The 24,616-nt window shown below is 62.2% G+C and carries 19 protein-coding genes; 9 read left to right on the top strand and 10 right to left on the bottom strand.

The annotated features are described in order from the left end of the window. Positions 1–45 precede the first annotated feature (45 nt). The 5 genes from EB235_RS31555 to EB235_RS31535 all read left to right on the top strand — a co-directional run bounded on the left by EB235_RS31555 (position 46) and on the right by EB235_RS31535 (position 7,876). Positions 46–1,725 carry a vWA domain-containing protein gene (locus EB235_RS31555; protein WP_027033517.1) on the top strand — a complete coding sequence of 560 codons (1,680 nt, stop codon included), beginning with the start codon at positions 46–48 and terminating at the stop codon, positions 1,723–1,725. A 243-nt stretch (positions 1,726–1,968) separates the two neighbouring features. Then, complete coding sequence (locus tag EB235_RS31550) at positions 1,969–3,144, top strand: LuxR C-terminal-related transcriptional regulator (protein ID WP_167334894.1); 1,176 nt, start codon at positions 1,969–1,971, stop codon at positions 3,142–3,144. Positions 3,145–3,188: 44 nt separating this feature from the next. After that, positions 3,189–3,761 carry a DUF6252 family protein gene (locus EB235_RS31545; RefSeq protein WP_155256465.1) on the top strand — a complete coding sequence of 191 codons (573 nt, stop codon included), beginning with the start codon at positions 3,189–3,191 and terminating at the stop codon, positions 3,759–3,761. Between the two features lie 16 nt (positions 3,762–3,777). Next, entirely contained in the window at positions 3,778–7,008 is a 3,231-nt protein-coding gene (locus tag EB235_RS31540; RefSeq protein WP_155256466.1) for a hypothetical protein, read from the top strand. Positions 7,009–7,225: 217 nt separating this feature from the next. Continuing rightward, the gene (locus EB235_RS31535) at positions 7,226–7,876 is read left to right on the top strand and encodes a hypothetical protein (RefSeq protein ID WP_027033521.1); all 651 of its coding nucleotides are present in this window, start codon (positions 7,226–7,228) and stop codon (positions 7,874–7,876) included. Between the two features lie 57 nt (positions 7,877–7,933). Here EB235_RS31535 and EB235_RS31530 read toward each other — a convergent pair whose 3' ends face one another. Beyond that, positions 7,934–8,374, bottom strand: a complete 441-nt coding sequence (locus tag EB235_RS31530) for a hypothetical protein (RefSeq protein WP_032925949.1) — start codon at positions 8,372–8,374, stop codon at positions 7,934–7,936. Positions 8,375–8,993: 619 nt separating this feature from the next. Between EB235_RS31530 and EB235_RS31525 the strand changes: the two genes are divergently transcribed. Beyond that, positions 8,994–10,685, top strand: coding sequence for a vWA domain-containing protein (locus EB235_RS31525; protein ID WP_027033523.1), 1,692 nt, complete (start codon positions 8,994–8,996; stop codon positions 10,683–10,685). Positions 10,686–10,754: 69 nt separating this feature from the next. On the opposite strand, the gene edd is transcribed toward EB235_RS31525, so the two are convergent. The 3 genes from edd to zwf form a co-directional block, all read right to left on the bottom strand. Further along, positions 10,755–12,578 carry a phosphogluconate dehydratase gene (edd, locus tag EB235_RS31520; RefSeq protein ID WP_027033524.1) on the bottom strand — a complete coding sequence of 608 codons (1,824 nt, stop codon included), beginning with the start codon at positions 12,576–12,578 and terminating at the stop codon, positions 10,755–10,757. A gap of 72 nt (positions 12,579–12,650) precedes the next feature. Beyond that, entirely contained in the window at positions 12,651–13,367 is a 717-nt protein-coding gene (gene pgl / locus EB235_RS31515) for a 6-phosphogluconolactonase (RefSeq protein ID WP_032925952.1), read from the bottom strand. Next, on the bottom strand, positions 13,349–14,818 hold the full coding sequence (gene zwf / locus EB235_RS31510; protein ID WP_027033526.1) for a glucose-6-phosphate dehydrogenase: 1,470 nt from the start codon (positions 14,816–14,818) through the stop codon (positions 13,349–13,351). Before zwf ends, pgl begins: the two co-directional genes overlap by 19 nt. 308 nt (positions 14,819–15,126) lie before the next feature. On the opposite strand from zwf, the gene EB235_RS31505 reads away from it, so the two are divergent. Further along, positions 15,127–15,873, top strand: a complete 747-nt coding sequence (locus EB235_RS31505; RefSeq protein WP_027033527.1) for an SDR family oxidoreductase — start codon at positions 15,127–15,129, stop codon at positions 15,871–15,873. Between the two features lie 55 nt (positions 15,874–15,928). Beyond that, positions 15,929–17,251 (top strand): Mur ligase family protein, encoded by a 1,323-nt coding sequence (locus tag EB235_RS31500; RefSeq protein WP_032925955.1) that lies wholly within the window; start codon positions 15,929–15,931, stop codon positions 17,249–17,251. Positions 17,252–17,304: 53 nt separating this feature from the next. Here the strand turns inward: EB235_RS31500 and EB235_RS31495 are convergent, their stop codons facing one another. From EB235_RS31495 to EB235_RS31485, 3 genes are all read right to left on the bottom strand, one after another. Further along, complete coding sequence (locus EB235_RS31495; protein WP_027033529.1) at positions 17,305–18,177, bottom strand: SH3 domain-containing protein; 873 nt, start codon at positions 18,175–18,177, stop codon at positions 17,305–17,307. Between the two features lie 291 nt (positions 18,178–18,468). After that, positions 18,469–19,755 (bottom strand): NAD(P)/FAD-dependent oxidoreductase, encoded by a 1,287-nt coding sequence (locus EB235_RS31490; protein ID WP_027033530.1) that lies wholly within the window; start codon positions 19,753–19,755, stop codon positions 18,469–18,471. Positions 19,756–19,761: 6 nt separating this feature from the next. Continuing rightward, the gene (locus EB235_RS31485) at positions 19,762–21,198 is read right to left on the bottom strand and encodes a glutamine synthetase family protein (protein ID WP_027033531.1); all 1,437 of its coding nucleotides are present in this window, start codon (positions 21,196–21,198) and stop codon (positions 19,762–19,764) included. A 147-nt stretch (positions 21,199–21,345) separates the two neighbouring features. Between EB235_RS31485 and EB235_RS31480 the strand changes: the two genes are divergently transcribed. Further along, the gene (locus tag EB235_RS31480; RefSeq protein WP_027033532.1) at positions 21,346–22,062 is read left to right on the top strand and encodes an HAD family hydrolase; all 717 of its coding nucleotides are present in this window, start codon (positions 21,346–21,348) and stop codon (positions 22,060–22,062) included. A gap of 173 nt (positions 22,063–22,235) precedes the next feature. Here EB235_RS31480 and EB235_RS31475 read toward each other — a convergent pair whose 3' ends face one another. The 3 genes from EB235_RS31475 to aceA all read right to left on the bottom strand — a co-directional run bounded on the left by EB235_RS31475 (position 22,236) and on the right by aceA (position 24,511). Continuing rightward, a complete protein-coding gene (locus tag EB235_RS31475; protein ID WP_245268894.1) occupies positions 22,236–22,640 on the bottom strand; it encodes a response regulator in 405 nt (134 codons plus the stop codon). Between the two features lie 280 nt (positions 22,641–22,920). Continuing rightward, positions 22,921–23,163 (bottom strand): SMc00767 family acetate metabolism repressor, encoded by a 243-nt coding sequence (locus EB235_RS31470; RefSeq protein ID WP_006202762.1) that lies wholly within the window; start codon positions 23,161–23,163, stop codon positions 22,921–22,923. Between the two features lie 58 nt (positions 23,164–23,221). Continuing rightward, the gene (gene aceA / locus EB235_RS31465; protein ID WP_027033534.1) at positions 23,222–24,511 is read right to left on the bottom strand and encodes an isocitrate lyase; all 1,290 of its coding nucleotides are present in this window, start codon (positions 24,509–24,511) and stop codon (positions 23,222–23,224) included. Positions 24,512–24,616 lie beyond the last annotated feature (105 nt).

Genomic DNA, 24,616 nt, shown 5'->3' with positions numbered 1-24,616 from the left:
AAATAGTTTTGAGCTGCAGGCGGGGCGGCTACTCAGGAGATACTGATGTTGGGACTTTCACGGAGCATCGCTGCGGCGATCCTCCTTTTGTCGATGACGACGTTCGGCTTTGCCGCAAACAAGGTCATCATCATTCTCGATGCATCCGGCTCGATGTGGGCGCAGATCGACGGCAAGCCCAAGCTCGAAATCGCCCGGGAAACGCTGAGAACCGTGCTGAAGTCGGTTCCCGCCGACGATGAGATCGGCTTCATGGCCTATGGCCATCGCGAGAAAGGCAGCTGCGAGGACATCCAGCTGATCGTGCCGCCTCAGGCTGGCTCGGCAAGCGCCATCACGGACGCCGCCGACAGTCTGAAGTTCCTCGGCAAGACGCCGCTGACGGCGGCCGTCAAGCAGGCCGCCGAAGCGCTGAAATACACCGAGGACAAGGCAACCGTCGTCCTCATCACCGATGGCCTGGAAACCTGCGGCGGCGATCCCTGCGCGCTCGGCAAGGAGCTGAAGGCGTCCGGCGTCGACTTCACCGCCGACGTCGTTGGCTTTGGCCTGACCGCTGACGAAGGCAAGCAGATCTCGTGCCTCGCCGACAACACTGGCGGCAAATACATCCAGGCTTCCGACGAGAAGGCGCTGCAGGAAGCGTTGGTCGAGACGGTGGCAGCACCCGCACCAGCCCCCGCACCGGCTCCCGCGCCAGCACCCGAACCGGCGCCTGCTCCCGCGCCCGCGCCGAAAGTGGTGGAGGTCGACTATAATCTTGTCCCGCAGGCATTCCTGAAAGACGGCGGCGCGGCGCCGACGACCGACGTCTACTATGAAGTCTTCAAGGACGATGCCAAGGGAACCGGTGGCGACAATGTCAACTACGGTTACAACACCATCAAGTTCCACGTTCCCGCCGGCAACTACATCGTCGTCGCCACCAGCGGCGCCGCCAAGGCCGAGCAGAAGGTTTCGCTGACGGCCGACAAGATGACGGAGGTGGCGCTCAACCTGAATGCCGCGGAGATCTCCATCCATGCGCGGCCGGCGCCCGGCGCCGATGTCGACCGCAATGCGCAGATCAGCATCGCCTATCCCGGCGGCACGTCGGACAGCAACTATGGCGAGGTCAAGTACGTCGTCCCGGCCGGCGAGACCAAGGTCACCGTGAAGCTGGGAGCCGGCGAGGTGAGTGAGACCATGCAGCTCGCCGCCGGCCAGGTCGTCGACAAGGACATCATCGTCGGCGTCGGCAAGGTCAAGGCCAACGCCTTCTACACCCAGGGCGGCGAGAAGGCCGAAACGGATGTGGGTTGGAAGGTGTACAAGGCGGCGAAGAAGCTCGACGGTACGCGCGATCAGGTGACCTACGCCTACGGTCCCGACAGCCAGTTCGACCTGCCTCCAGGCGACTATGTGATGGGCGTCGACGTCCAGGCCGTGTCCACGGAACAGCCTTTCAGCGTGACGGTCGGGCAAATGACCGATGTCAACGTGATCCTGAACGCGGGCGTCCTGGCGATCGACGCGCCAGGCGCTGACGGCTTCAAGATCTTTGAGGCCAAGAAGAACCTGCAGGGCGAGCGCAAGCAGGTGACTTATGCTTATGGCGAAAAGATGCAGACGACGCTGGCAGCGGGCGACTATGCGCTGGTGACCACCTTCACCACCGACAAGGCCGAGAAGGAGACACCCTTCACGGTCAAGGCCGGCGAGCGGACCGAGCTTAAAGTCCAGTAAGGTCCGGCCGCAGGAGTAAAAAGGGCGGCTCAAGGCCGCCCTTCGCGCACATCCAGATCAGGTTTCAACGGTGCGATGAATGAACAGATGAACACTTTGTCTGACGAAACGGCAAGTGTGATCTCTGCCTCGGTCGTCTTTGCTCAGTTGATGCCAATCTGTTGATGGCGGCGCTGCTGTCCCATAATTGACTCCATGGCGCAAATGCCCCAGCCTCCGCAGATGCTGCCTAGGGGGTACCCCATGGACCCGAGCGATGTGGGTTTGCTCGAGTTGCTTTATTGTGCCGTCGCCAATCCGGGTGCGTGGTCTCAGGCTCTCGGGAAAATTACCGACAGGCTTGGCGGCAGCCACGCCATGCTTGTTGCGTCGGGCCTGTCGCTGCACGATAGGTCTTTCGTGGAGACAGCCGGCCTGGACGAACCTGACGTCGCGCGATTCACATCCGATCGCGCCCGGACTCTTTCGCAGCCATTGACGGCAGCGATGCCGCAGGGACGGCCCGTGCAGCAAAGGGAGCTTATTTCCGACCATGACATGGAAAAGGCCGACTATTACAACGAGATCGTTCGGCCGGCCGGTGGATTTCACAGCCTTACGGTGCTGCAGGGCACGAACGGCGTTCAGCGCCAGCTGATCTTGTGCCGGAGCCGCTCAAAGGGTGAATTCACCAACGCGGCTGCGGAATGGCTGGGGCGCCTGCTTCCGCATTTCAACGTTGTCTTGGTGGCGCGCGACCGGCTGCGTCTGGCGGAAAGCAGATCTAATGGGCTGTCGGCGACGCTCGACAGCCTTAATGACGGCGTTATCCTGCTTGGCGAGACGGGTCGAATCGAGTTCGTCAACGCTGGGGCGCGGTCGATGATCGGCTCACCTGAAAACTGGCTGGCCCATGCGAAGTGCCTGGAAGATACCCGGAACGGCCGTCGCATTCGCCTGCGGGATGCTTTGCGGATGTTCCAGGCCGATCCGCAACGCAAATCGAGACGGCTCTACATCGAGCGAGGCGATGGCAATGCAGGCTGGATCATTATCGACATCCTGTCGCTGTCCCGTTTCGGACTGCGAACCGAGGGCGAAGACGCCGGCCGTACATCGGTGCTGCTCAGATCGACAGGCGGCCAAATCGAGGTCGACCGTCGGGCACTGGAGGATCTCCATCACCTGACGGCGCGAGAAAGCCAGATTGCAGCACTTCTTGCCTCGGGCGAAACAGTGACGGCCATCAGCGACAAGACCGGCCTTACCAGCAACACCGTGCGTTTCTATTTCAAGCAGATCTTTGCCAAGATGGGCGTTTCCAACCAGGCCGGCCTGGTCGCTGCTGTTCGTCCCTATACGGTACGGACGCGGTCGGTCAGCCACGAGGCATCGCCAACCTCCCAAATGGGAGAAGCGTTCGAATCGGGGCGCCGCTAATTTCGGCGTCCAAGCCATCCGCATCGCCGACAGGGCTATCCGACATGACCCAGGCAGAAGTCCGCTCCGTCTCTATCACGCAACGAACAACCCGCCCGCGCGGTTGGATCGCCAGCATTGGGGTCGCGACCCTGCTCGCCGCGACAGGGCCAATGGCTATGGGGGGGACGATGCAGCAGGCGACCCTCACCGCCACCGTCGACGGCGCGCCATGGAAAGCAGACTTCGGACTCGCGGTCACCACGCCAATCGCGGGAAAGCCGGTGCTCACCATTTCCGGGACATCCAATGCCGGTGGTGCCACGTCGACTTTTATCGCCAGCTTCCCCGTACCTGCCAGCGGCTCCCTTATCGGCACCTTCCCCATACACAGGGGCATCATGGGGACGGTTCCAACCGCCAGCTTCAACATGCCGCAACGCTCCACCGATATTCTGGAGCAGGGCTTCACCATGGCGGAGGGAGCAATCGTCGTCGAAAGCTTCGATCCGGACAAGAAGACGATCAGCGGCCACTTTTCGGCCAAGGGCCAGACACGCGCCAAGACCGCTTCGATCGTGATCACCGACGGGGCGTTCGCCAATGTGCCGGTCAATCCCGATCCTGCAGCGCAATAGGCACGACCTGGCCGTCATGACTAACCGAAATAGCGCCACGGGACTTGCCATCGCCCTGCTCGTGGCGGTCCTTGCCTGCCCCTTGTCCTTGATCGGAGCCGCACATGCCGACGAGGCCTGCAAGATGCGGCCCGGCAAATGGATGGCAACCTACGGCTGGGACATTGCCTCCACAGTGTCGGACCAGCAGACCATGCAGATGCAGAGCACCGGCAAATTCTACGGCACCACAACCATGACGGTGGCCTGCGACGGCACGGTTGAATTCGAGCCCGCCCAGGACGCCGCGTTCACCGTTACCGCCAAGTTGACGATGCTCGGGCAGACATCGAGTGCCGAGTGCGACCAACCGGTGAAACTTCATTTCAATTCAGTGCAGGTGATAGCGGGCAACACCCAGACCAAGGAGTTCCCACGCATCGAGATCGGCCTCGAGCAGTCCTCCACCGGAACGCCAAGTTGCCACGGCGATGGCCCCATGGACGTGCGCGGCATGCTGCAGTCGGCCTTCAGCATCGGCGGCACCATCACGCCCGACAAATGGATCTGGCAACTCACCAAGACCGAGGCCGACAGCGGCCGACCGGAATGGTTGTCCGGACACCAGCCCTGGAACACCACCGAAGGCCCCATTCGGGTGCCGATGCCGGCATCGCCCGGAGCCACCCTGTCCAAGAGCTACGGCGTCACCTTCGTTCCCATCGGCAAGGCACCGGACCTGCAAACGGTCGACGCCAAGATCGATGACGTTTTCCTCGCCGATACGCCAGTGGTCACCAACACCTACACCCTTCACGTGGCGGATTGGGGCGGCGATGGCGTCAAGCCGAAAACCGTGACCTTCGCCCTCGACGACGGCCAGGGCGGCACAGCCGTGACGGTCGACGGCAGCCAGATCAGCGGCAACACGGTGAGTACCGATTTCGAGATCGGCCATCTGCACGCTCGCTCGCTACCCTATGATCTGAAGGTCACGGCCGAGAACTCCCTCGGCTTGTCCAGCGAGGCGTATTACGCCGTCAAGATCATTCCCGTGCCGCCATGGGCCAGCACGCTGACCAATTTCCGGCCGACGCAGGTAGAAACGCTGACGATCACGAATTCAGGTTCGGATGCCTCCGTCTATGGCTATCAGCGTTACGAAGGCACCAAAAGCGTCCCTGAAAAGCCATTTGGCGGCGGGATCGAAATCCCCGCCGCAGTGCCGCTCATCCACGGCTTCTGGGGCATCCATCCAACACAGTTCCAGATCACGCCACGCCCATCCTCCCACGTCGGGACGCCGGCGCATGGCACCGTCATCGGCCAGGGCGGGCTCGGCCTCGGCCCAACGCAATTCACTTTCAAGGTCCGCCCGCAATCGGAGGTGACGACCACGACGACCGGGAGCGAATTGCAGTTCACCTCTGGAACCGTGCTGTTTCAAACGCCGGAACCTTTTACCCATGAATTCAACGTCAATCCGCTGGATCTTGTCGCCAGCGGTGCCGACGCACTGAGCCTGCCCAAGGCGGTCGGCGACGCCTTGCGGGCAGCCGGCAGCGTCGCCGGCGCCGGCGTGACGGTGACCGCCGGGATCGACAAGGGGGAAGCCGACCTCACCACCGCGCCTGCGCAACAGGCCATCGTTTTGAAAGAGGCGCATGTCGGGCTGTCAACCAGCGCCACCGCCAATATTTCAGTCGACCTGCAGGTCGTCGGCGTCGGCGTGGCCGGCCAGTTGGCCGGTCATCTCGGAATGAAATTCGATCCGTCGCCACATATCGAAAATTGCGACCTGACCTATCTCTTCCTGCTGTTTTACCGCAACCCGGCCTTGTTCGGCTCGTGGTCCATCTATCCGTCCGACCCGAGCCCGAACACCATCACGCAATGTAAGAGCAGCCAGGCCGCGGCGCTGGAAAGACCAGGCATTCCGGGGCTGATGCTGGCCGACATCACATCGCCCCTGCTTGCGCTGCGCGACCGGCCCTCCAAAGCTTCGCTCAAGCTTACCCCAACCCTCGTCGCGGACGCCGGACCACCATCCCTGGTGTTCCGCATCCCGCAGCGGCCGGCGTCGGTGCGCGATGCCCTGGTGACGGTCGCAAAAGCCTATGAGGCGCCACCGGGCCGTGTCGAGACGGCGCTGGTCGACGCCGCCCCTTCACCCGTCGCGGCACCTGCGGTCGCGGCCGGACCGGATGGGCGCATGGCCTATGCCTGGATCGGCGAGGATCTGGCAAAGCCGCGCCCCGCGTCATGGCAGCTGCGCCTGCGACTTTTCGACGGCCATGCCTGGCGCGACAGCACCGTCACGCTGGGCGACGGGCAACGGCCGGACTTCATGCCGGCGCTCGCTTTTGCCGGCAATGGCGATCTGGTCGCCGCCTGGACGGAGAGCAAGCGCGAAGGATTGGCCGCCGGCCAGTTGGTGACCGGCGCCGACCTCGCCGGGCATGAGATTGCCACTGCCATATGCGACGGCACCACCGGCGCCGTGAAGGCGCGTGCCGTGCTGACCAACGACGCGTTGCCGGACCTCGATCCGCAACTCGCGCGCGGCAAGGATGGTTCGATCTGGCTTGCCTGGCAAAAACGGAGCGACCTGACACTGGACAATCTGGAAGCTCCGGTGTCGCTGATGACGTCACGGCTCGACGGTGTTGTCTGGTCGCCGGCCGAGATTGCCGCGTCCGGTCTCGCCGGCACCCGGGCGTGGCGCCTGGTGGCGCAAGATACCGGGCGAGCGCTGCTGCTCGTCGACAGCACGGTCAGCAACCAGCGCTCGATCATGAGCTTCACACATCAATCGGGCAATTGGGCCGCCGCCTCGACCGATGCCGTCGAAGCGGGGCCGGCGGGTGTGGCGGGGTCGATCACGCCGTCCGGCGCCGTGCAAAGGATCTGGTCGGCGGGAAAAGGTATCGTTGCCGCGACGGGCTCGGCCGCGCCCGTCACCCTCATCGCCGGCTCCGGCGCCCGACCGCTGGCGTTCAATGATGCCGGCCGGCAATGGAACTTGCTGGTGGAAACGTCGACAGGTCTTGCCTCGATAAGCATCGATCCCCAGACACACAAAGCCGGGCCAGCGCGCGCCCTGACGACGACCCTGCGCTCGCTTGGCACCGCGCCATCCTTTGACCTGACCGCCAGTGGCGACTGGGTCGTGGCGCATGCCGACCTGCCCCTGCTCAAGACCGATGCGGATGGCCACCCGCTCGGCCTGACGACGACCAGATTGCTCGTCAACACGCCAATCCGCTAGAGCAATTCCAGGAAAAGTGTGAGCGGGTTTTCTGTCCGGAATTGCGTAAAAACAAAGAGATAGAGCGGGTCGCCGTTTCCGTGAGACGGTGAAATGGTCCAGCACATAAGGACGCCAGCGCGTCTCTCATTTGGGAGATGCGAAGGGCGCGGGGCAGGCAATAGCATCGTCGCGCCGACCCGACATCGACCCCGGTGTGACAGGGCAAGGTTACGACGTGCAATACGAAACGGTCTTCGATATCGACTACGCCATTCCGCGAAACTGGACCGGGCTGTGGGTGGGAATGGCAATCATCGCGCTGTTCGTGACCGCGCATGTTCGGCCACAACGGCTTGAGGCGCCAACGCTCCCGGACCAGATCACCGATCGATTGCCGCGCCGCTTCTTCCCGGCTTTCATCTGGCACTGGATGCAGCCAATGGTGACGCTGCTGGTGATGTCGGTTCTCGCGCTGGCGGTCGTCCTGGCGCCACGCTGGCGGTGGGGTGTCGCGGTGGGATGCCTGATCATGGCGCAAACGCTCTGGCATCTGGGCTCAAGCTTCAATGCGATCGAGCACCTGAGGAACGCCGGCAATATCGAAATCATCAGCGGTTCCGTCAGCAAGATCAGCGGCTACGTGACCAATTCGGGCCGCCGCGAATACCTCGACGTAGCGTCCCGGCATTTCGATTATAGCGAGCACGACCCCGGCACGCCGTACTCGCTGGAAAGCGGTTCGTCACCGATCGCTGCCGGACAACATGTTCGTTTGAGTGTGGTGGACAATCACATCATCCGCGTGGAGCGCCAGCTGTGCCTGGTCTATGTCAGATGCAGCGTGAGATATTTCCTGACCATCCGTTTCGAAACGGAAATCCCGTAGGCTGTCCCTATGGTGCTCTTGATCTCGAAGGGCTGACATGGAGCCCTGTGCGGGCTCTCAATAGGCGCTTACCTTCGCCTTGCTGATAAAAAAGCCATGGCCCTCCTTGCTCTCGCAAGTGAGCCCGGACGCTGTGGAATCGCAGGTGAAGGGGCCGCTGCGCCATTCGCGGCCGTAAGGCAATTCGTTGTAGCCGCCGCAGCACCACTGGTCGCCGACGTCGCGCAGGATTGTCGCCCTGCCCTTGGCCGACAGGGTGAAGCGCAGATAGACGGGAGCAAGCCGGTCGCAGGATATTTCCGGCAAGCCCGAGTCGGTGTCCTTTTCCGCGTAGCCGCAAGCGATCTTGTCGGAAGGCGTATGAAATTCGATGGCGCCGTTCGGATCGGGCGGGATGTCGAAGCGCTCGAAGTCTCCGGCGCGTGCGCTGACGCCAGGACTGAAAATGGACGAAATCGAGAGCAAGCAAGCAAGGCAGGTCAATCGTCGTATCAGCATCAAAGTCTCTCGATGGGTTCACGGTACGATCGTTCGAGCAATCCCGGTCTACGCCGACCCGGAATCGGCCGCACCTCCCAAACAGGAGAGGTACGCTGCCTTGCTCAAGGCTATCATCGCCGCGTGATCTCTTGTTGGGGCAGGGTCTTTTCCATGCAAAAAATGCTTATGACAATTCTGGCTGCCATCGGGATGCTGGCATTGGGTCCAAGGATGTTGGCATTGGGTCCGCAGACCGCGCTGGCGTGGCCGGCGAGCGGATGCCCGGCCGGAGAATACGGTTTGATCGCGTCCGGGCAACCAGTGCCGAATGCCTGCTTTAAAAAATGCCACAAGCAATACCATGTCGAGGGCGGCTACTGTGTCAAGACCGTGTCTACGCCGCCGCCACCGGCGTCTCAGTCAAGCGGACAGGCCGGCGCGGCGAAATGCCATGGCGGTCCCGCTCCTTACAAGAAGCAGACGCACGCCAACACCAACGCCCCCAAAGGGCCGTATAATTCTGCGGCACAGCCCCAGAGGTGCTGAGGTTGGGCGTTTTGCGCTTCCACCGCTCCAGTCGGGTATCTCGCCGAGCTCGCTGTTGTTCAGGTAAGATTAAGTCGCTCAGGAGATTTTGATGGTGGGATTTGCACGGAGCGTCGCTGCGGCGATCCTCCTTTTGTCGATGACGACGTTCGGCTTCGCGGCCAACCGCGTCATCATCATTCTCGACGCCTCCGGCTCGATGTGGGAGCGGATCGACGGCAAGCCCAAACTCGAAATTGCTCGGGAAACGCTGAGAACCGTGCTGAAGTCGGTTCCCGCCGATGACGAGATCGGCTTCATGGCCTATGGCCATCGCGAGAAAGGCAGTTGCGAGGACATCCAGCTGATCGTGCCGCCTCAGGCTGGCTCGGCAAGCGCCATCACGGACGCCGCCGACAGTCTGAAGTTCCTCGGCAAGACGCCGCTGACAGCGGCCGTCAAGCAGGCCGCCGAAGCGCTGAAATACACCGAGGACAAGGCAACCGTCGTCCTCATCACCGATGGCCTGGAAACCTGCGGCGGCGATCCCTGCGCGCTCGGCAAGGAGCTGAAGGCGTCCGGCGTCGACTTCACCGCCGACGTCGTTGGCTTTGGCCTGACCGCTGACGAAGGCAAGCAGATCTCGTGCCTCGCCGACAACACTGGCGGCAAATACATCCAGGCTTCCGACGAGAAGGCGCTGCAGGAAGCGTTGGTCGAGACGGTGGCAGCACCCGCACCAGCGCCCGCACCCGCGCCTGAACCAGCACCCGAACCGGCGCCTGCTCCCGCCCCGGCACCCGCGCCTGCGCCGAAGGCAGCCGAGGTCGACTACAATCTCATCCCGAAAGCGCTGCTGAAGGAGGGTGGTGAGGAGCCGAAGTCCGATGTCTATTATGAAATCTTCAAGAACGATGCCAAGGGGACCACCGGCAAGCAGGTCGGCTACGGCTATAACGCCATCAAGTTCAATGTTGCTGCGGACAACTACATTGTCGTCGCCACCAGCGGCGCCGCCAAGGCCGAGCAGAAGGTCTCGCTGACGGCCGACAAGACGACGGAGGTGGCGCTCAATCTGAATGCCGCGGAGATCTCCATCCATGCGCGGCCGGCGCCCGGCGCCGATGTCGACCGCAATGCGCAGATCAGCATCGCCTATCCCGGCGGCACGTCTGACGCCAACTACGGCGAGGTCAAGTACGTCGTTCCGGCCGGCGAGACCAAGGTCACCGTGAAGCTGGGAGCCGGCGAGGCGAGCGAGACCATGCAGCTTGTCGCCGGCCAGGTCGTCGACAAGGATATCATCGTCGGCGTCGGCAAGGCCAAGGCCAACGCCTTCTACACCCAGGGCGGGGAGAAGGCCGAAACGGATGTGGGTTGGAAGGTGTACAAGGCGGCCAAGAAGCTCGACGGTACGCGCGATCAGGTGACCTACGCCTACGGTCCCGACAGCCAGTTCGACCTGCCTCCAGGCGACTATGTGATGGGCGTCGACGTCCAGGCCGTATCCACGGAACAGCCCTTCAGCGTGACGGTCGGGCAAATGACCGATGTCAACGTGATCCTGAACGCAGGTGTCCTGGCGATCGACGCACCAGGCGCTGACGGCTTCAAGATCTTTGAGGCCAAGAAGAACCTGCAGGGCGAGCGCAAGCAGGTGACTTATGCTTATGGCGAAAAGATGCAGACCACGCTGGCGGCGGGCGACTACGCGCTGGTGACCACCTTCACCACAGACAAGGCCGAGAAGGAGACGCCCTTCACGGTCAAGGCCGGCGAGCGGACCGAGCTTAAAGTCCAGTAAGGTCCGGTCGCAGGAGTAAAAAGGGCGGCTTAGAGCCGCCCTTTTTACTTGGATGGTCGCAGGACGAGGTCAGGCGTTTCCGAACGCGCCGGCGCCATGGTCGGCGCGGCCGACCAATTGCCGGAAGCCGGCAAAAAGCTCGCGGCCGAAGCCGAACTCGTTGCCGATGAGATCGACTTCCGCGGTGCGGCGCAGCGCGAATTCCGGCGCCGGCACCATCACCTCCAGCGTGCCGGCGTCCGCATCGAGGCGGATGATGTCGCCGTCATGGAGCCTGGCGATCGGGCCGTCCTCGACCGCTTCCGGCGTCACATGGATCGCCGCCGGCACCTTGCCGGAAGCGCCCGACATGCGCCCGTCCGTCACCAGCGCGACGCGCTGGCCGCGATCCTGCAGGATGCCGAGCACGGTGGTCAGCTTGTGCAGTTCCGGCATGCCGTTGGCTTTCGGCCCCTGGAAGCGGATGACGGCAATGAAGTCTCCGGTAAGCGTGCCCGCCTTGAACGCGTCGTTCAGGCCTTGCTGGCTGTCGAACACCTTGGCTGGCGCCTCGATGAGGCGCCGCTCCGGCTTGACGGCGGAGGTCTTGATGACGGCATGGCCGAGATTGCCCGCCAGCACTTTCAGGCCGCCGGTCGCCTGGAAGGCCTTGTTGAACGGTGCCAGCACCTTTTCGTCGCCGCTCTGAAGCGGGACTGCCTCGCGCATCACACTGCCGTCGGCGCCGAGTTTCGCCTCGACCGCATAGGGCCGCAGGCCTTCGCCCCACACCGTCTGCACATCCTCGTGCAGGACGCCTTCGTCGAGCAGTTCACGGATCAGGAAGCCGAGCCCGCCGGCGGCATGAAAATGGTTCACGTCGGCAAGGCCGTTCGGGTAGACGCGCGCCAGCAGCGGGACTGCTTCCGAAAGGTCGGAAATGTCCTGCCAGGTCAATGAAATGCCCGCCGCCGCCGCCATGGCGATGAGGTGGATGGTGTGGTTGGTCGAGCCGCCTGTGGCATGCAGTCCGACGACGCCATTGACGAAAGAGCGTTCGTCGATCATCCGCCCAACCGGCGTATAGGCATTGCCGAGCGCGGTGATCGCCAGCGCCCGTTTGGTCGCTTCACGGGTCAAGGCCTCGCGCAGTGGCGTGCCCGGATTGACGAACGAAGCGCCCGGCGTGTGCAGGCCCATGATTTCCATCAGCATCTGGTTGGAGTTGGCTGTGCCGTAGAAGGTGCAGGTGCCCGGCCCATGGTACGATTTGGACTCGGCTTCCAGAAGCTCGGCTCGGCCTGCCTTGCCTTCGGCATAGAGCTGGCGAACCCTGGCCTTCTCATCATTGGGCAGGCCGGTCGTCATCGGTCCGGCGGGAATGAACACCGCCGGCAGGTGGCCGAAGGTGAGTGCCGCGATCACCAGTCCCGGCACGATCTTGTCGCAGACGCCGAGATAGACGGCGGCGTCGAACATGTTGTGCGACAGGCCGATCGCGGCGGCCATGGCGATCACATCGCGCGAAAACAGCGACAGTTCCATGCCAGGCTGTCCCTGGGTGACGCCGTCGCACATCGCCGGCACGCCGCCAGCCACCTGGGCGATGCCGCCGGCCTCGCGCGCTGCCTCCTTGATCAGGGCAGGGTAGGTCTCGAATGGCTGATGCGCCGACAGCATGTCGTTGTAGGAGGTGATGATGCCGAGATTAGGCACCTTGTCGGCGCCGAGCGCCAGCTTTTCCGAGGGGCTGCACACCGCAAAGCCATGGGCGAGGTTGCCGCAGGACAGCACCGATCGGTTGGCGGTCTGGTTCGATGCCTCACTGATACGACCGAGATAGCGCTCACGCCCCGCTTTCGAGCGTTGGCGGATGCGCTCCGTGATGGCTTCGATGTCGCGTCTTGCGGTCATGGCGGTCGGTCCTTTCAGGCGAGGTCCCGGAAACATCCTCCCGCCATTGCCGGGACCACAGTAAATCTACAATCAAGGTGCCCAGAAAACCTCTACGGGCCTGAGGGCGGCGTCGAGTACGGCACGGATCGGTTTTTGCGGTCCGGGCGCGACCGCGCCGTCGAAGGCTGTGCGTTTGTCCTCGCCTTCTATATGCAGCGCGATGAAGCCGGCATCGATGATGCGCGCCAAGGTCAGGGTTAGTCGTGGTTCACCCGCGCTGACCGCGTGAACCGGCAGGATGATCTTGTCCGAGGCTGGGTCGAGCAGCTTTACCAGATCATCGGCATCGGGAAAGAACGAGGCGGTGTGGCCGTCCGGCCCCATGCCGAGGATGACGACATCGAGTGGCCAAGGCAGGGAGCGGAGTGCTTTCTCGTCGGATGCCGCGGCGTCCTCGATACCGGCTGCCTCGTGATAGAGCGGCACGAAGCGCGCCGCCTTTGCCGCGTTCTGCAACAGATTGGCGGCAACCAGCCCAGCATTGGAGCGGGGCGAGGAGGCCGGCACGAAACGCTCGTCGACCAGCGTCACGATCACTTTGTCCCAGGCAATCGGCAGCGCCGAGAGGGTGGCGAAGAACTTTGCTGGCGTCGTGCCGCCGGAGACGGCCAGCAACGCCGTGCCGCGCTGGCCGATCGCGTGGGTCAGGCGATCAGCTACCTTCGCGGCCAGCGCTGTCGCCAGTTCCGGCCGGCCGGAAAAGGCGTTCCAGTTGTAGCTGGCGCTGTTCAATTGCTCTCGTGCCATGTCCGCCCGTCACGTTCGATCAGCGCTATCGAGGCCGATGGCCCCCAGGTGCCCGCCGTATAGCCCTGTGCTTCCTGCCTGGCGCTTTCCCAGGCATTCTGGATCGGGTCGATCCATTTCCAGGCCGCTTCCACTTCGTCACGGCGCATGAACAGCGTCTGATTGCCGCGGATGACATCCATGATCAGCCGTTCATAGGCGTCGGGGGCGCGACCGTCGAAGGATTGCGCGAAGCTCATGTCGAGCGAAATCTGGCGCAGCCGCATGCCGCCCGGACCCGGATCCTTGATCATGATGAACTGCTTGACGCCTTCGTCGGGCTGCAGCCGGATGACCAGCTGGTTGGCGAAGATCGGCCCGGCGCTGTCGCCGAAAATCGAATGCGGGATCGGCTTGAACTCGATGACGATTTCCGAAACCCGGGTCGCCAGCCGTTTGCCGGTCCGCAGGTAGAACGGAACGCCCGCCCAGCGCCAGGTGCCGATCTCGGCCTTGATGGCGACGAAGGTCTCGGTGTTGCTGTCGTGGGCGAGCTCCTCGACATAGCCCTTCACGGCTCCGCTGGCCGAGGCGCCGGCGCGGTACTGGCCACGCACGGTGTGCTTCGGCGCTTCGTTGCCGTTGATGCGCTTCAGCGCCCGCAACACCTTCAGCTTCTCGTCGCGCACCGCGTCGGCATCCATCGACGACGGCGCCTCCATGGCGACCAGGCACAACAGCTGCAGCATATGGTTCTGCACCATGTCGCGCAGCGCGCCGGCCTTGTCGTAATAGGTGACACGGTCTTCCAGGCCCACGGTCTCGGCGACGGTGATCTGCACGTGATCGATATGGGCGGAGTTCCACAGCGGCTCGTAGAGGGCGTTGGCAAAGCGCAACGCCATCAGGTTCTGCACCGTCTCCTTGCCGAGATAATGGTCGATGCGGAAGATCTGGCTTTCGTGGAAGTCGTCGCCGACCAGATCGTTGAGCGCTCGCGCCGAGGCGAGGTCGCGGCCGATCGGCTTCTCCAGCACGATGCGCGAATTCGGCGTGATCAGTTTATGCTCTTTGAGCTTGTGCGAGATATCGCCGAACAGCGCCGGCGCCACCGCAAGATAGAAGGCGCGGATGTGGTCGCTGTCGCCGATCGCCTTTTTCAGCTTGTCGAAGCCGGCGCCGGTCGTTGCATCCGCCGAGACGTAGGAAAGTCGCGCCAGGAAGGTCTTCAGTTCCTTTGCGTCGATATCAGCCGGTTTGACGTGGTCGGAGATCGCCTGTTTGGCGAAGGCCTGGAATTCCTCGTCGGTCATCTTCGAACGCGACGTTCCGATGATGCGCGTCGGCTCGGAGAATTGATGGTCGCGCTGGCGATAGTAGAGCGACGGCAGAAGCTTGCGTTCCGACAAGTCGCCGGTGCCGCCGAAAATGATGAAGTCGAAAGGGTCAACGGGGATGATCTGGCTGGTCATGGTCTGTCCGCTCTGACGCCGGTCGCGAGTACGCGGCTGATATATTCTAATCGATTTAAATTTTCCAGTGCCATGGTGTCACATCGAGGACCAATCGCTGGATAGTGATTGGGTCCACGTGTGCGCTTGACACTGGCGCTACCCGGAGGCTTGTCGATCAACGAAGACTCCGGAAGCTTTCGCAGCTGCAGCATAGAACGTGAATGTGACGAAAGCTAAGGGAGAAATGGCGCGTAGTCTGTCACGGCATTGGCCACGGCGGTCAGTCGCCTTGGTGGTTCCGGGAAGAAATCAAGAGCGGGAAAAGCATGCGTCTGGAAAACAAGGTCGCCATCATCACCGGCGCGGCAGCCGGGTTCGGCGAAGGCATGGCCAAGCGCTTTGCCGAAGAGGGCGCACGCGTGGTGGTCGCAGACCTCAATGCCAAAGGTGCGGAGCGCGTCGCCAATGAAATCGGCGAGGCGGCGATCTGGACGCAGACCGATGTTTCGTTGCGCTCTGAATTCGACGAAATGGTCTATGCCGCCAAGAGCGCCTTTGGCCGTATCGACATCATGGTCAACAACGCCGGCTTCACCCATCGCAATGGCGACATGCTCAAGGTCGACGAGGAAACCTTTGATCTGATCACCGCCGTCAACATGAAGGCGATCTATCATGCCGCCCTTGCCGTGGTGCCGATCATGGACCGGCAAGGCGGCGGCGTCATCCTGACCACGGCCTCCACCGCGGGTCTGCGGCCACGACCCGGCCTCACCTGGTACAACGCCTCGAAAGGCTGGGCGATCACGGCCACCAAATCGATGGCCGTGGAACTCGCCCCGAAGAACATCCGCGTCAACTGCCTCTGCCCGGTCGCCGGCGAAACCGGCATGCTCGAAAAATTCATGGGCGCCGACACGCCCGAAATACGCGAGAAATTCCGCGCTTCGATCCCGCTCGGCCGGCTTTCGACGCCGCTCGACATCGCCAACGCGGCACTGTGGCTTGCGTCTGACGAAGCCGCCTTCATCACCGGCGTGGCGTTGGAAGTCGACGGCGGTCGCTGCATCTGAGGAGCGTCGACAACGAACCTATGTTACTGAAGGAGTAAGTCGGCAGGGGCTAGCAATGGTCGTCGTAAAGCTGAAATTGGCACTGCGCAATATTCGCCATGGCGCAAGGTACAGGGTGAGGTTGTATCGTGCGAAGCGGGCTCGCGCTAACAGCGGGGCTACTTTCATCGGTGTAACCGGAAGCTCGGGCAAATCGACCACTACAACTCTGCTGGCGCATTTACTGGCTGGGGGCCATGCATTCGTCTATTCACAGGTGCTCGTGAACTCCATCACAGCGCTTATTTCCGCACTCTGCAAACGCGTCAACAACAGCAACTTCGACTATGTCGTCTCCGAGGTCGGCGCGCGTGGCAAGGGCTCGATAGGCCCGATGGCGGAACTGCTGAGACCGAGTGTTGCTATCGTTACCATGGTCCGCCTGGAGCATTTCAGCAATTTCAGGACGCTTGAGAACGTCGCGGAAGAAAAGCGCGTGCTGGTTGACGCTCTGCCATCCGATGGGCTTGCGATCCTCAATGTCGACGATCCCTATGTGAAAGCCATGGCAGTCGGAGCCAAGTGCCGCGTCGTCACTTTCGGGATGTCAGATGGGGCAGACTATCGCATCAGCGACGTTCGTGCCGGTTATCCTGATCCGCTGACATTCAAGGTACATTGGAAACAAAATACCCTTGCGCTGACCGCTCCGTTTCCGGCTGACTATTTCTGGTTGCCGCTGGCCGCGGCCACTGTCTCGGCACTCGAACTCGGTGTCTCACCGGAAATCGTAGCCTCGCGGCTGGAAACATTCTTGCCTTTGCAAAACAGGTGCGAGGTGTTCGTCACCGAGGGCGGCCCTGAATTCATCATCGATACGGCAAAGGCGCCTTGGCACTCGATCAACCTTGCCATCGATATGATGTCGAAAGCTGCTGCCAGACGAAAGCGGATCGTGCTCGGCCAGATTTCGGACTACGCCGGTTCGAGCAGAAAATACGCTGCCGCCTACCAGTCCGCACGCGAGGCTGCCGACCAGGTGATCTATGTTGGAGACAACGCGCATCGTTCGAGGGCAGGTCAAGCAGATCGCGACAATGGCCGATTTCGAGAAATCAGAAGCCCGAAGGAAGTCTCTGAGTTTATCAAGCAGACGGCTTTGCCGGGAGAACTGATATTGCTTAAAAGTTCGGCCAATCTACATCTGGAAAGGGTCGCGCTGTCCTGGACGCATGATGTCAGATGCTGGGAGACAGCTTGCGGCAAGGAAGAAGGATGCCGAGCGTGCGGGCTCTACGAAGTGCCGTTCGAACAGCATAGGCCGCGCCTCCTTCAGCGACGGCGCGTCCGCAGGTGGGAGTTTATCCGCCATCTCTTGGGTCGCAGGCCGCCGCTTTGATTGGGCGCGTGCTCCCGCGCCATTGCGTCGCGGAGCGCATTGACGAAACGCGGTCAGGCGCCGGGCTTGATGTAGCTCTTGTAGATCCAGCCGTGCTTGCCGTTGTAGACGATCTCGCACCACTGTTTGCAGCCCAGCAGTTGCACTGAAGTCCGGGCAGGCACTGTACCGATAGGGGCAGCTCCCTTCTTCGGAGCATTGCGCATAGTCACAGCCCTGAGGATACGGCCGCTGCCGGCCGCCGCCACCTTTCGCGGCCTCGCTTTGGCTGTGTCATCCTCGCCTTGCGCATTCGCGGGTTGTTGGTCCGGTACTTGCGGCTGCGTCTCCGGAATGGCAGCGGTCTGCGCACCATCGGGATTGCTGCCTGCCGCCGGTGCCGGGGCGGCAACCTTGGCAAGCTCGTCGGTGGCGTCGGTATCGGTCGCCGATTGTGCGAAGGCCGCCGCGGCAGCCGGTTTGTCCGGCGCGGGCTCAACCTGGCTGGGGGCTGCTGCTTGATCGGCATCAGGGGCCGCGGAAGCGGTCTTCGGCTGCGCCCCGGTCCAGCGAGGATCGTTGGCCGCGAGCGCTTGTATGTTTGCTTTCGCTCCCGCCACGGTCGGTGAAACCTGGTCGGACTTGCGGGCAGCCTGCGGCACGGTCGCGGCGGCCACCGTGGTTCCGGCAGGGACGATCTTCATTGTCTTCACCGGAATGGTCGGAATGCTTTGTTCCTGGCTGGCGGCTGCCTGCCGCTCGCCCGTCGGCAGTGCCAGCCAGAGCGCCACCGCGGCCACGCCGAGCAGCGCGGCGGTGCCGACCGCTGCAATCACCAGATGCGAGTTCGAACGGACTTCCTGCCAGAAGGACGGCCGCATGTCGTATCCAAACTGCATGGCAAAGCGCCGACGTTCCGGCGTACCGAAACTGAAGGGCTCTCTCACTCTTGCCACCTCCATAAGTGGGCCAATGTTCTTTCGATCGCTGCCGGATGTCCGGCGTCTGATCGGCATCGGTCCCAAAATCAACGCGGACAAGCCCGCAGCAATCCCCGAATAATCGCCCAGAAGCGGGAACCTTTCGCCCGCGATTGTGGCATCAGTACGCCTTTACTGGGGATTCTGCGCCTTTGCAGGCATTTCCGCAATGTGCCGCTAGGGCAACAAATGTTACAATGAATATTACAATATTACATGAGATCGTGATGGCGTGGGACCGTGGCGATCCGCTCCCACCTAGATTCTGTCCCGCAATGCGAACCAGTTGAGCGCCAGGAACAGCAAGGGTGCGCGGAAACGGCGGCCACCGGGAAATGGCGGAATTTTCAGGTCCTCGATCAGCTTCAGCCGGTCGCGGTTGCCGGCAACGGTCTCGGCATAGAGCTCGCCGAAGAAGTTCGACAGCATGACGCCGTGGCCGGAATAGCCGCCGGCCGAGATCACATTGGGCATCACTTCGCGCACGAACGGCTTTCTCGGCACGGTGATGCCGACATAGCCGCCCCAGCCATGGGTGATCTCGACATCCTTCAATGCCGGGTAGAGCTCCACGATCTGCCGGCGGATGTGGATGTGGATGTCCTTCGGGTCGTTGACGCCGTAGACCTCGCGTCCACCGAACAGCAGCCGCCCATCCCTCGACTTGCGGAAATAGCGCACCACGAAGCGGGAATCATCGACGGCCTCGCCGCCCGGCAGCACTTTCGAATCCACACCCAAGGGCACGGTCGCACCAATGAATGACCCGATCGGCATGATGTGCGCCGCACTCACCGGCTCAAGTGTACCGCCATAGGCGTTGACCGCGATCAGGCACTTTTGTGCCGATATCGTGCCTCTCGGCGTGGAAACCCTGACCTTGCCGCCAGCGGAGACGATGCCGGTCGACGGCGTCTTTTCAAACAGCTGTGCGCCGGCCTGTGCCGCCACCCGCGCCGTGCCGATCACCAGTTTCATGGGATGAATATGGCCGGTGCCGGTGTCGCGCGTGCCACCGAAATAGGCGGTCGAGCCCAGCCGCTCCGCCGTCTCCTTCGCGTCCATGAAGGAGATATGCGGATAGGAGAACCGGCTGGCCATGATCTCGGCATGCGCCTTGTAGTCGTCGACATAGCGCGGCTTGTGCGCCACCGAGAGCTGGCCCGGCATGTAGTCGATGTCGATCTGGTTGATGGCGGCGAATTCGATGAGATGCGCCTTCGCCTCCTCGGCAAGATCGAACAGCGCCCTGGCGCGGGACAGACCGTATTCGGCCTCCATGTCCTCGGCCCATGCGCGCTGTCCGGTGCCAAGCTGCCCGCCATTGCGGCCCGATGCGCCATCACCGAAACGGTAGGCCTCGATGAGCACCACATTGGTCCCTGCCTTGGCCAGATGCGTTGCCGCCGACAGCCCGGTAAAGCCGCCGCCGATAATGACAACGTCGCAAGACCGGTCGCCGTCGAGCGCCGGGTACTCAGGCCTAGGCCCAGCCGTATCCTCATACCAGGAACGGCCAGGAGAAATGGGGGATTGGTAATTCATGATCGATCAAACGTTGAGCAACAAATACTCCCGCTCCCACGGGCTGATCACTTCCATGAAGGTCTCGAATTCCGCCCGCTTGATTGCCGCATAGGTGGCGGCGAAGGATTTGCCCAGCAGCGCGCAGAGTTCCTCGTCGCCCTCGAACAGGTCGACGGCTTCGAGCAGGCTGCGCGGCAGGTCGATCTCGTGCGCATTGGCGGTCGTCAGCACCGGAGGCTCGGCCTTGAGTTTGTTGGTGATGCCGATCAGCCCGCAGGCAAGTGAGGCCGCCAGCGCCAGATAAGGATTGGCGTCGGAGGAAGGGATGCGGTTTTCGACACGTCGCGCCGCCGGATCGGAACGCGGCACACGGAACGCGGTGGTGCGGTTGTCATAGCCCCATTTGTTATTGACTGGAGCCGAGGCCGACCGGGTCAGCCGGCGGTAGGAATTGACATAGGGTGCGAACATCACCAGCGCGTTCGGCACATGCTTCTGCATGCCGCCGATAAAATGGAAAAAGTCCTCGGTCTCCGAGCCGTCATCGGCCGAGAAGATATTCCTGCCGGTCTTCTTGTCGATGATCGACTGATGGATATGCATGGCCGAGCCCGGCTGGCCCTGGATCGGCTTGGCCATGAAGGTGGCATAGATCTCGTGCTTGAGCGCGGCTTCGCGAATGGTGCGCTTGAACATGAACACCTGGTCGGCGAGTTCGACGGGATCGCCGTGGCGCAGATTGATCTCGAGCTGGCCGGCGCCCTCTTCATGGATGAGCGTGTCGATCTCCAGGCCCTGGCTTTCGGAGAAATGGTAGATGTCGTCGATCAGTTCGTCGAACTCGTTGACGCCGGCGATCGAATAGCCGGCGCCGCCGCCGATTGCGCGCCCCGAGCGGCCGACAGGCGGGGTCAGCGGATAATCCGGGTCCGGATTCTTGCGTACCAGGTAGAATTCGATCTCGGGCGCCACCACTGGCTTCAGCCCAAGCTTGTCATAGGCGGCAAGCACGCGCTTCAACACATTGCGCGGCGTGAATTCGACCGAGCGGCCATCCTGGTGGACGAGGTCGCAGATGACGGCAGCCGTCGGGTCTTCTTCCCAGGGCACCACTGTCAGCGTCGACAGGTCCGGCATCAGCTTGAGATCGCCGTCGTCTTCCGGATAGTGGAAGCCGTTGCCGTCTTCGGGGTAACCGCCGGAAATCGTCGTCATGAAGACAGCCGAAGGCAACGCCAGCGAGGTGTTGGAGGTGAATTTCTTCGACGGCATCATCTTGCCGCGCGCGACACCGGCCTGATCAGGCGTGATGCATTCGATGTCCTCGATGCCGCGCCATTCCAGCCATTCGCTGACTTCCTTCCAGTTCTTCACACCACGCAGGTTTTTCACGAAGGCAGGCGTGCGCGCCCGTCCTCCGCGGCTCGACGGACGGACTTCCTTTTTTGCAGGCGGCATCATTCACCAGATTGGGTTGCGGATTTCGGAGTATAGCCGTGCCCCCCTGTGGAAGGGAAGGGGAGCCGCTGCCGGCATTTGCCGTTGCGGTTGAAAAGCGCGCCCGGGTCGGCTTAGGTTCGGCCTTCCCTAGACTCAAGAAAGTCGGCAATGCGAACCAGTAGCGACGTGACCACGATAGGCTTCGACGCCGATGACACGCTTTGGCAGAACGAACAATTCTTCCGCATGACCGAGAAGCGCTTCGCCGCCATGCTCGCCGATCATGGCGAGGAGAAGCAGATCTCGGCACGACTGCTGGAGGCCGAACGGCGCAACCTTGCCATCTATGGCTTTGGCATCAAGGGCTTTACCCTGTCGATGATCGAGACGGCCATCGAGGTCACCGACGGTCGTGTGCCCGCTTCGGTCATATCCGAGATTCTCGATGCCGGCCGCGAGATGCTGAGCCATCCGATCGAGGTCTTGCCGCATGCGCGTGAGGCGGTGGAGAAGCTCGCCGGCGCATACCGCCTCGTGCTGATCACCAAGGGTGACCTCTTTGACCAGGAGCGCAAGCTGGCCGGATCTGGCCTCGGCGACCTGTTCGATGCGGTCGAGATCGTCAGCGACAAGAATGCCGCGACCTATGCGCGCCTCTTCAGCCGCCACGGTGATGGTCCCGCAAGGAGCATGATGGTCGGCAATTCGCTGAAGTCGGATGTGGTGCCGGCCATCGAGGCCGGCGGCTGGGGTGTCCATGTGCCGCACGAACTGACATGGGTGCTCGAGCATGTCGAGGCGCCGGTCGCCGAGCCGCGGTTCCGCCAGATATCCGATCTCGGGCAATTGCCCGAACTGGTCGAAAGCATCCAGAACCCAGCTTGATCGCAACTTTCAGTTTTCTGGAGCAATTCCAGGAAAAGTGTGAGCGGTTTTCCCGGGCAAAGCGCACAGCGCTTTGCCCTTGGGAATTCCGTAAAACAAAGAGATAGAGTGGTTCGCCGTTTCAGTGAAACGGTGAAACGCTCTAGTCCGATTAATTGCAAATGGAAAAACCGTTAGCGGCTGATCAGGCGATCGATCACCGGTTGCAGCCGCTCGGGCGTGATCGGCTTGGCGACCACTACGTCAATGACGCTCGACAGGCCGAGGCTCTCCGGTGTGCCAGTCTTGGTTGAAAGCAGGATGACGGAAGGAAGCGATTTGCCCGAAGCCCGCCGCAGCGTTTCGATGCCGGACATCAGATTGTCGCAGTCCTTGTTGTCTGCGCCGCCGTCCAGCACAATCACGCCTGGCACCAGTGTCCGCAAGGTCTTCGCCGCCATGTCAGGCGATTCCGAGATCGGCCTGAGCCCGGATCGTTCGACGATTTTCGACACCACCACACGATTGATCGGCGATTTCCCCACAACAAGCACTTGCGAGGGACTGCGGATCGTCTCGGCGCTTGAATCCTGGGTCACCAGATTCGGATGTTTTGCGGTCTCGCCCTCGCTACTCACTGGGCACCCAAGTCGGCCAAAAAGCTCGCCCCTATTTCAATGCAGAGTTGAATCTGAGCGACAATTGGCGTGAGATCGCACCCCATGTCAAGTTGAAATAAAAGACTTCTGAAAGCACCTCCGTCAACAGTGGAGTCAAGCAACAGTACTGTACTGCCCTGTCCACGGCTTGGTTGCGTAAAAATAAAATTCACCTGCGCATACGCTGCGCAGGTGAAGGGTCGGTTGCAGCGATTTCCGGTCAGCCGTGGCTCTGCTGGGTGACGATCACTGGGATCAGCAGGTCGCCCCAATTGCCGTCGCCGCCATGGTGCCTGGCCGAGCGCACGAGTTCCACCGAGACACCCGCCTCGACCGCCTTCATCACCGACTGGTTCAGTCTGTGCAGATCGTTGGCCAGCATGCGGATCGTCGCCTGCTGGTCGACGCTCATCGTGGTCGATTGTTCTTCCGCACGTTCCTTGACGCGGCTTATCGATGCCATTGGTCTTCTCCTGTGTCTGAAGCCCTGCTGGGCGTTTCCTCGGTTATTTCCGGATCCGCTATTCCGCGGCCGGCTTGAACTGCGCGTGCTCGGTCGATTCGTGCATGGCGGTGGTAGACGACTTGCCGCCCGTGATCGCCATCGAGACGGCGTCGAAATAGCCGGTGCCGACCTCGCGCTGGTGCTTGGTCGCGGTGTAGCCATTGGCTTCAGCGGCGAACTCGGCCTCCTGCAACTCGGAATAGGCTGCCATCTGCCGCGCCTTGTAGCCGCGCGCCAGTTCGAACATGCCGTAGTTGAGCTGGTGGAAGCCGGCGAGCGTGATGAACTGGAACTTGTAGCCCATGGCGCCGAGTTCCCTTTGGAATTTGGCGATCGTCGCGTCGTCGAGGTTCTTCTTCCAGTTGAACGAGGGTGAGCAATTATAGGCGAGCAGCTTGCCCGGATGGTGCCTGCGCACGCCCTCGGCAAACTTCTTGGCCTGCGCCAGGTCGGGCTTCGACGTTTCGCACCAGATCAGGTCCGCATAAGGCGCGTAGGCGACGGCGCGCGCGATGCACGGCTCGATGCCGTTCCTGACCTGGTAGAAGCCTTCCACCGTGCGGCCGGCGTCGTAGTCGACGAAGGGCTGGTCGCGCTCGTCGATGTCCGATGTCAGAAGCTTCGCGGCTTCAGCGTCGGTGCGCGCCACGACGAGCGTCGGCGTAGCCATCACGTCGGCCGCCAGGCGCGCCGCGTTGAGGTTGCGAATATGCGCCGCGGTCGGGATCAGCACCTTGCCGCCGAGATGGCCGCACTTCTTTTCCGACGCCAGCTGGTCCTCGTAGTGGACGCCGGCGGCGCCCGCCTCGATGAAAGCCTTCATGATCTCGAAGGCATTGAGCGGCCCGCCGAAACCGGCTTCCGCATCAGCCACGATCGGTGCGAACCAGGTCTCGACCGAAAGTCCATTGCCCTCAGAGGTCTCGATCTGGTCGGCGCGCTGCAGCGTCCGGTTGATGCGCTTGACCAGTTCGGGCGCCGCATTGGCCGGATAAAGCGACTGGTCGGGATACATCGCCGAAGCGGTGTTGGCGTCGGCTGCAACCTGCCAGCCCGACAGGTAGATCGCCTTCAGCCCGGCGCGCACCTGCTGCATCGCCTGGTTGCCGGACATGGCGCCGAGCGCGTTGACGAAATCTTCCTCGTGGATCAGCTTCCACAGCCGGTTGGCGCCCATTTCAGCGAGACTCTGGCGGATCTGCACCGAACCGCGCAGCCGCTTCACATCCTCCGGCGAATAGGGACGTTCGATGCCGTCGAAGCGACCTTCCGGCGCCGAGGGAACGAGATTGTAAAAATCAGTCATGTGTCACTCCGAAGGATCGCTGCACTATGTCCGTATGCCAATCTTCTGAGGCACCGGTATGTGACTTAATTTACATTGCGGTGCAAAATACGCCAGAAAAATCGG

This window comes from Mesorhizobium loti R88b (genome assembly GCF_013170845.1).
GTDB classification, from domain to species: Bacteria; Pseudomonadota; Alphaproteobacteria; order Rhizobiales; family Rhizobiaceae; genus Mesorhizobium; species Mesorhizobium loti_B.
The sequence above is the reverse complement of the archived record's forward strand: the minus strand, read 5'-3'. Positions and strand labels throughout refer to the sequence as shown.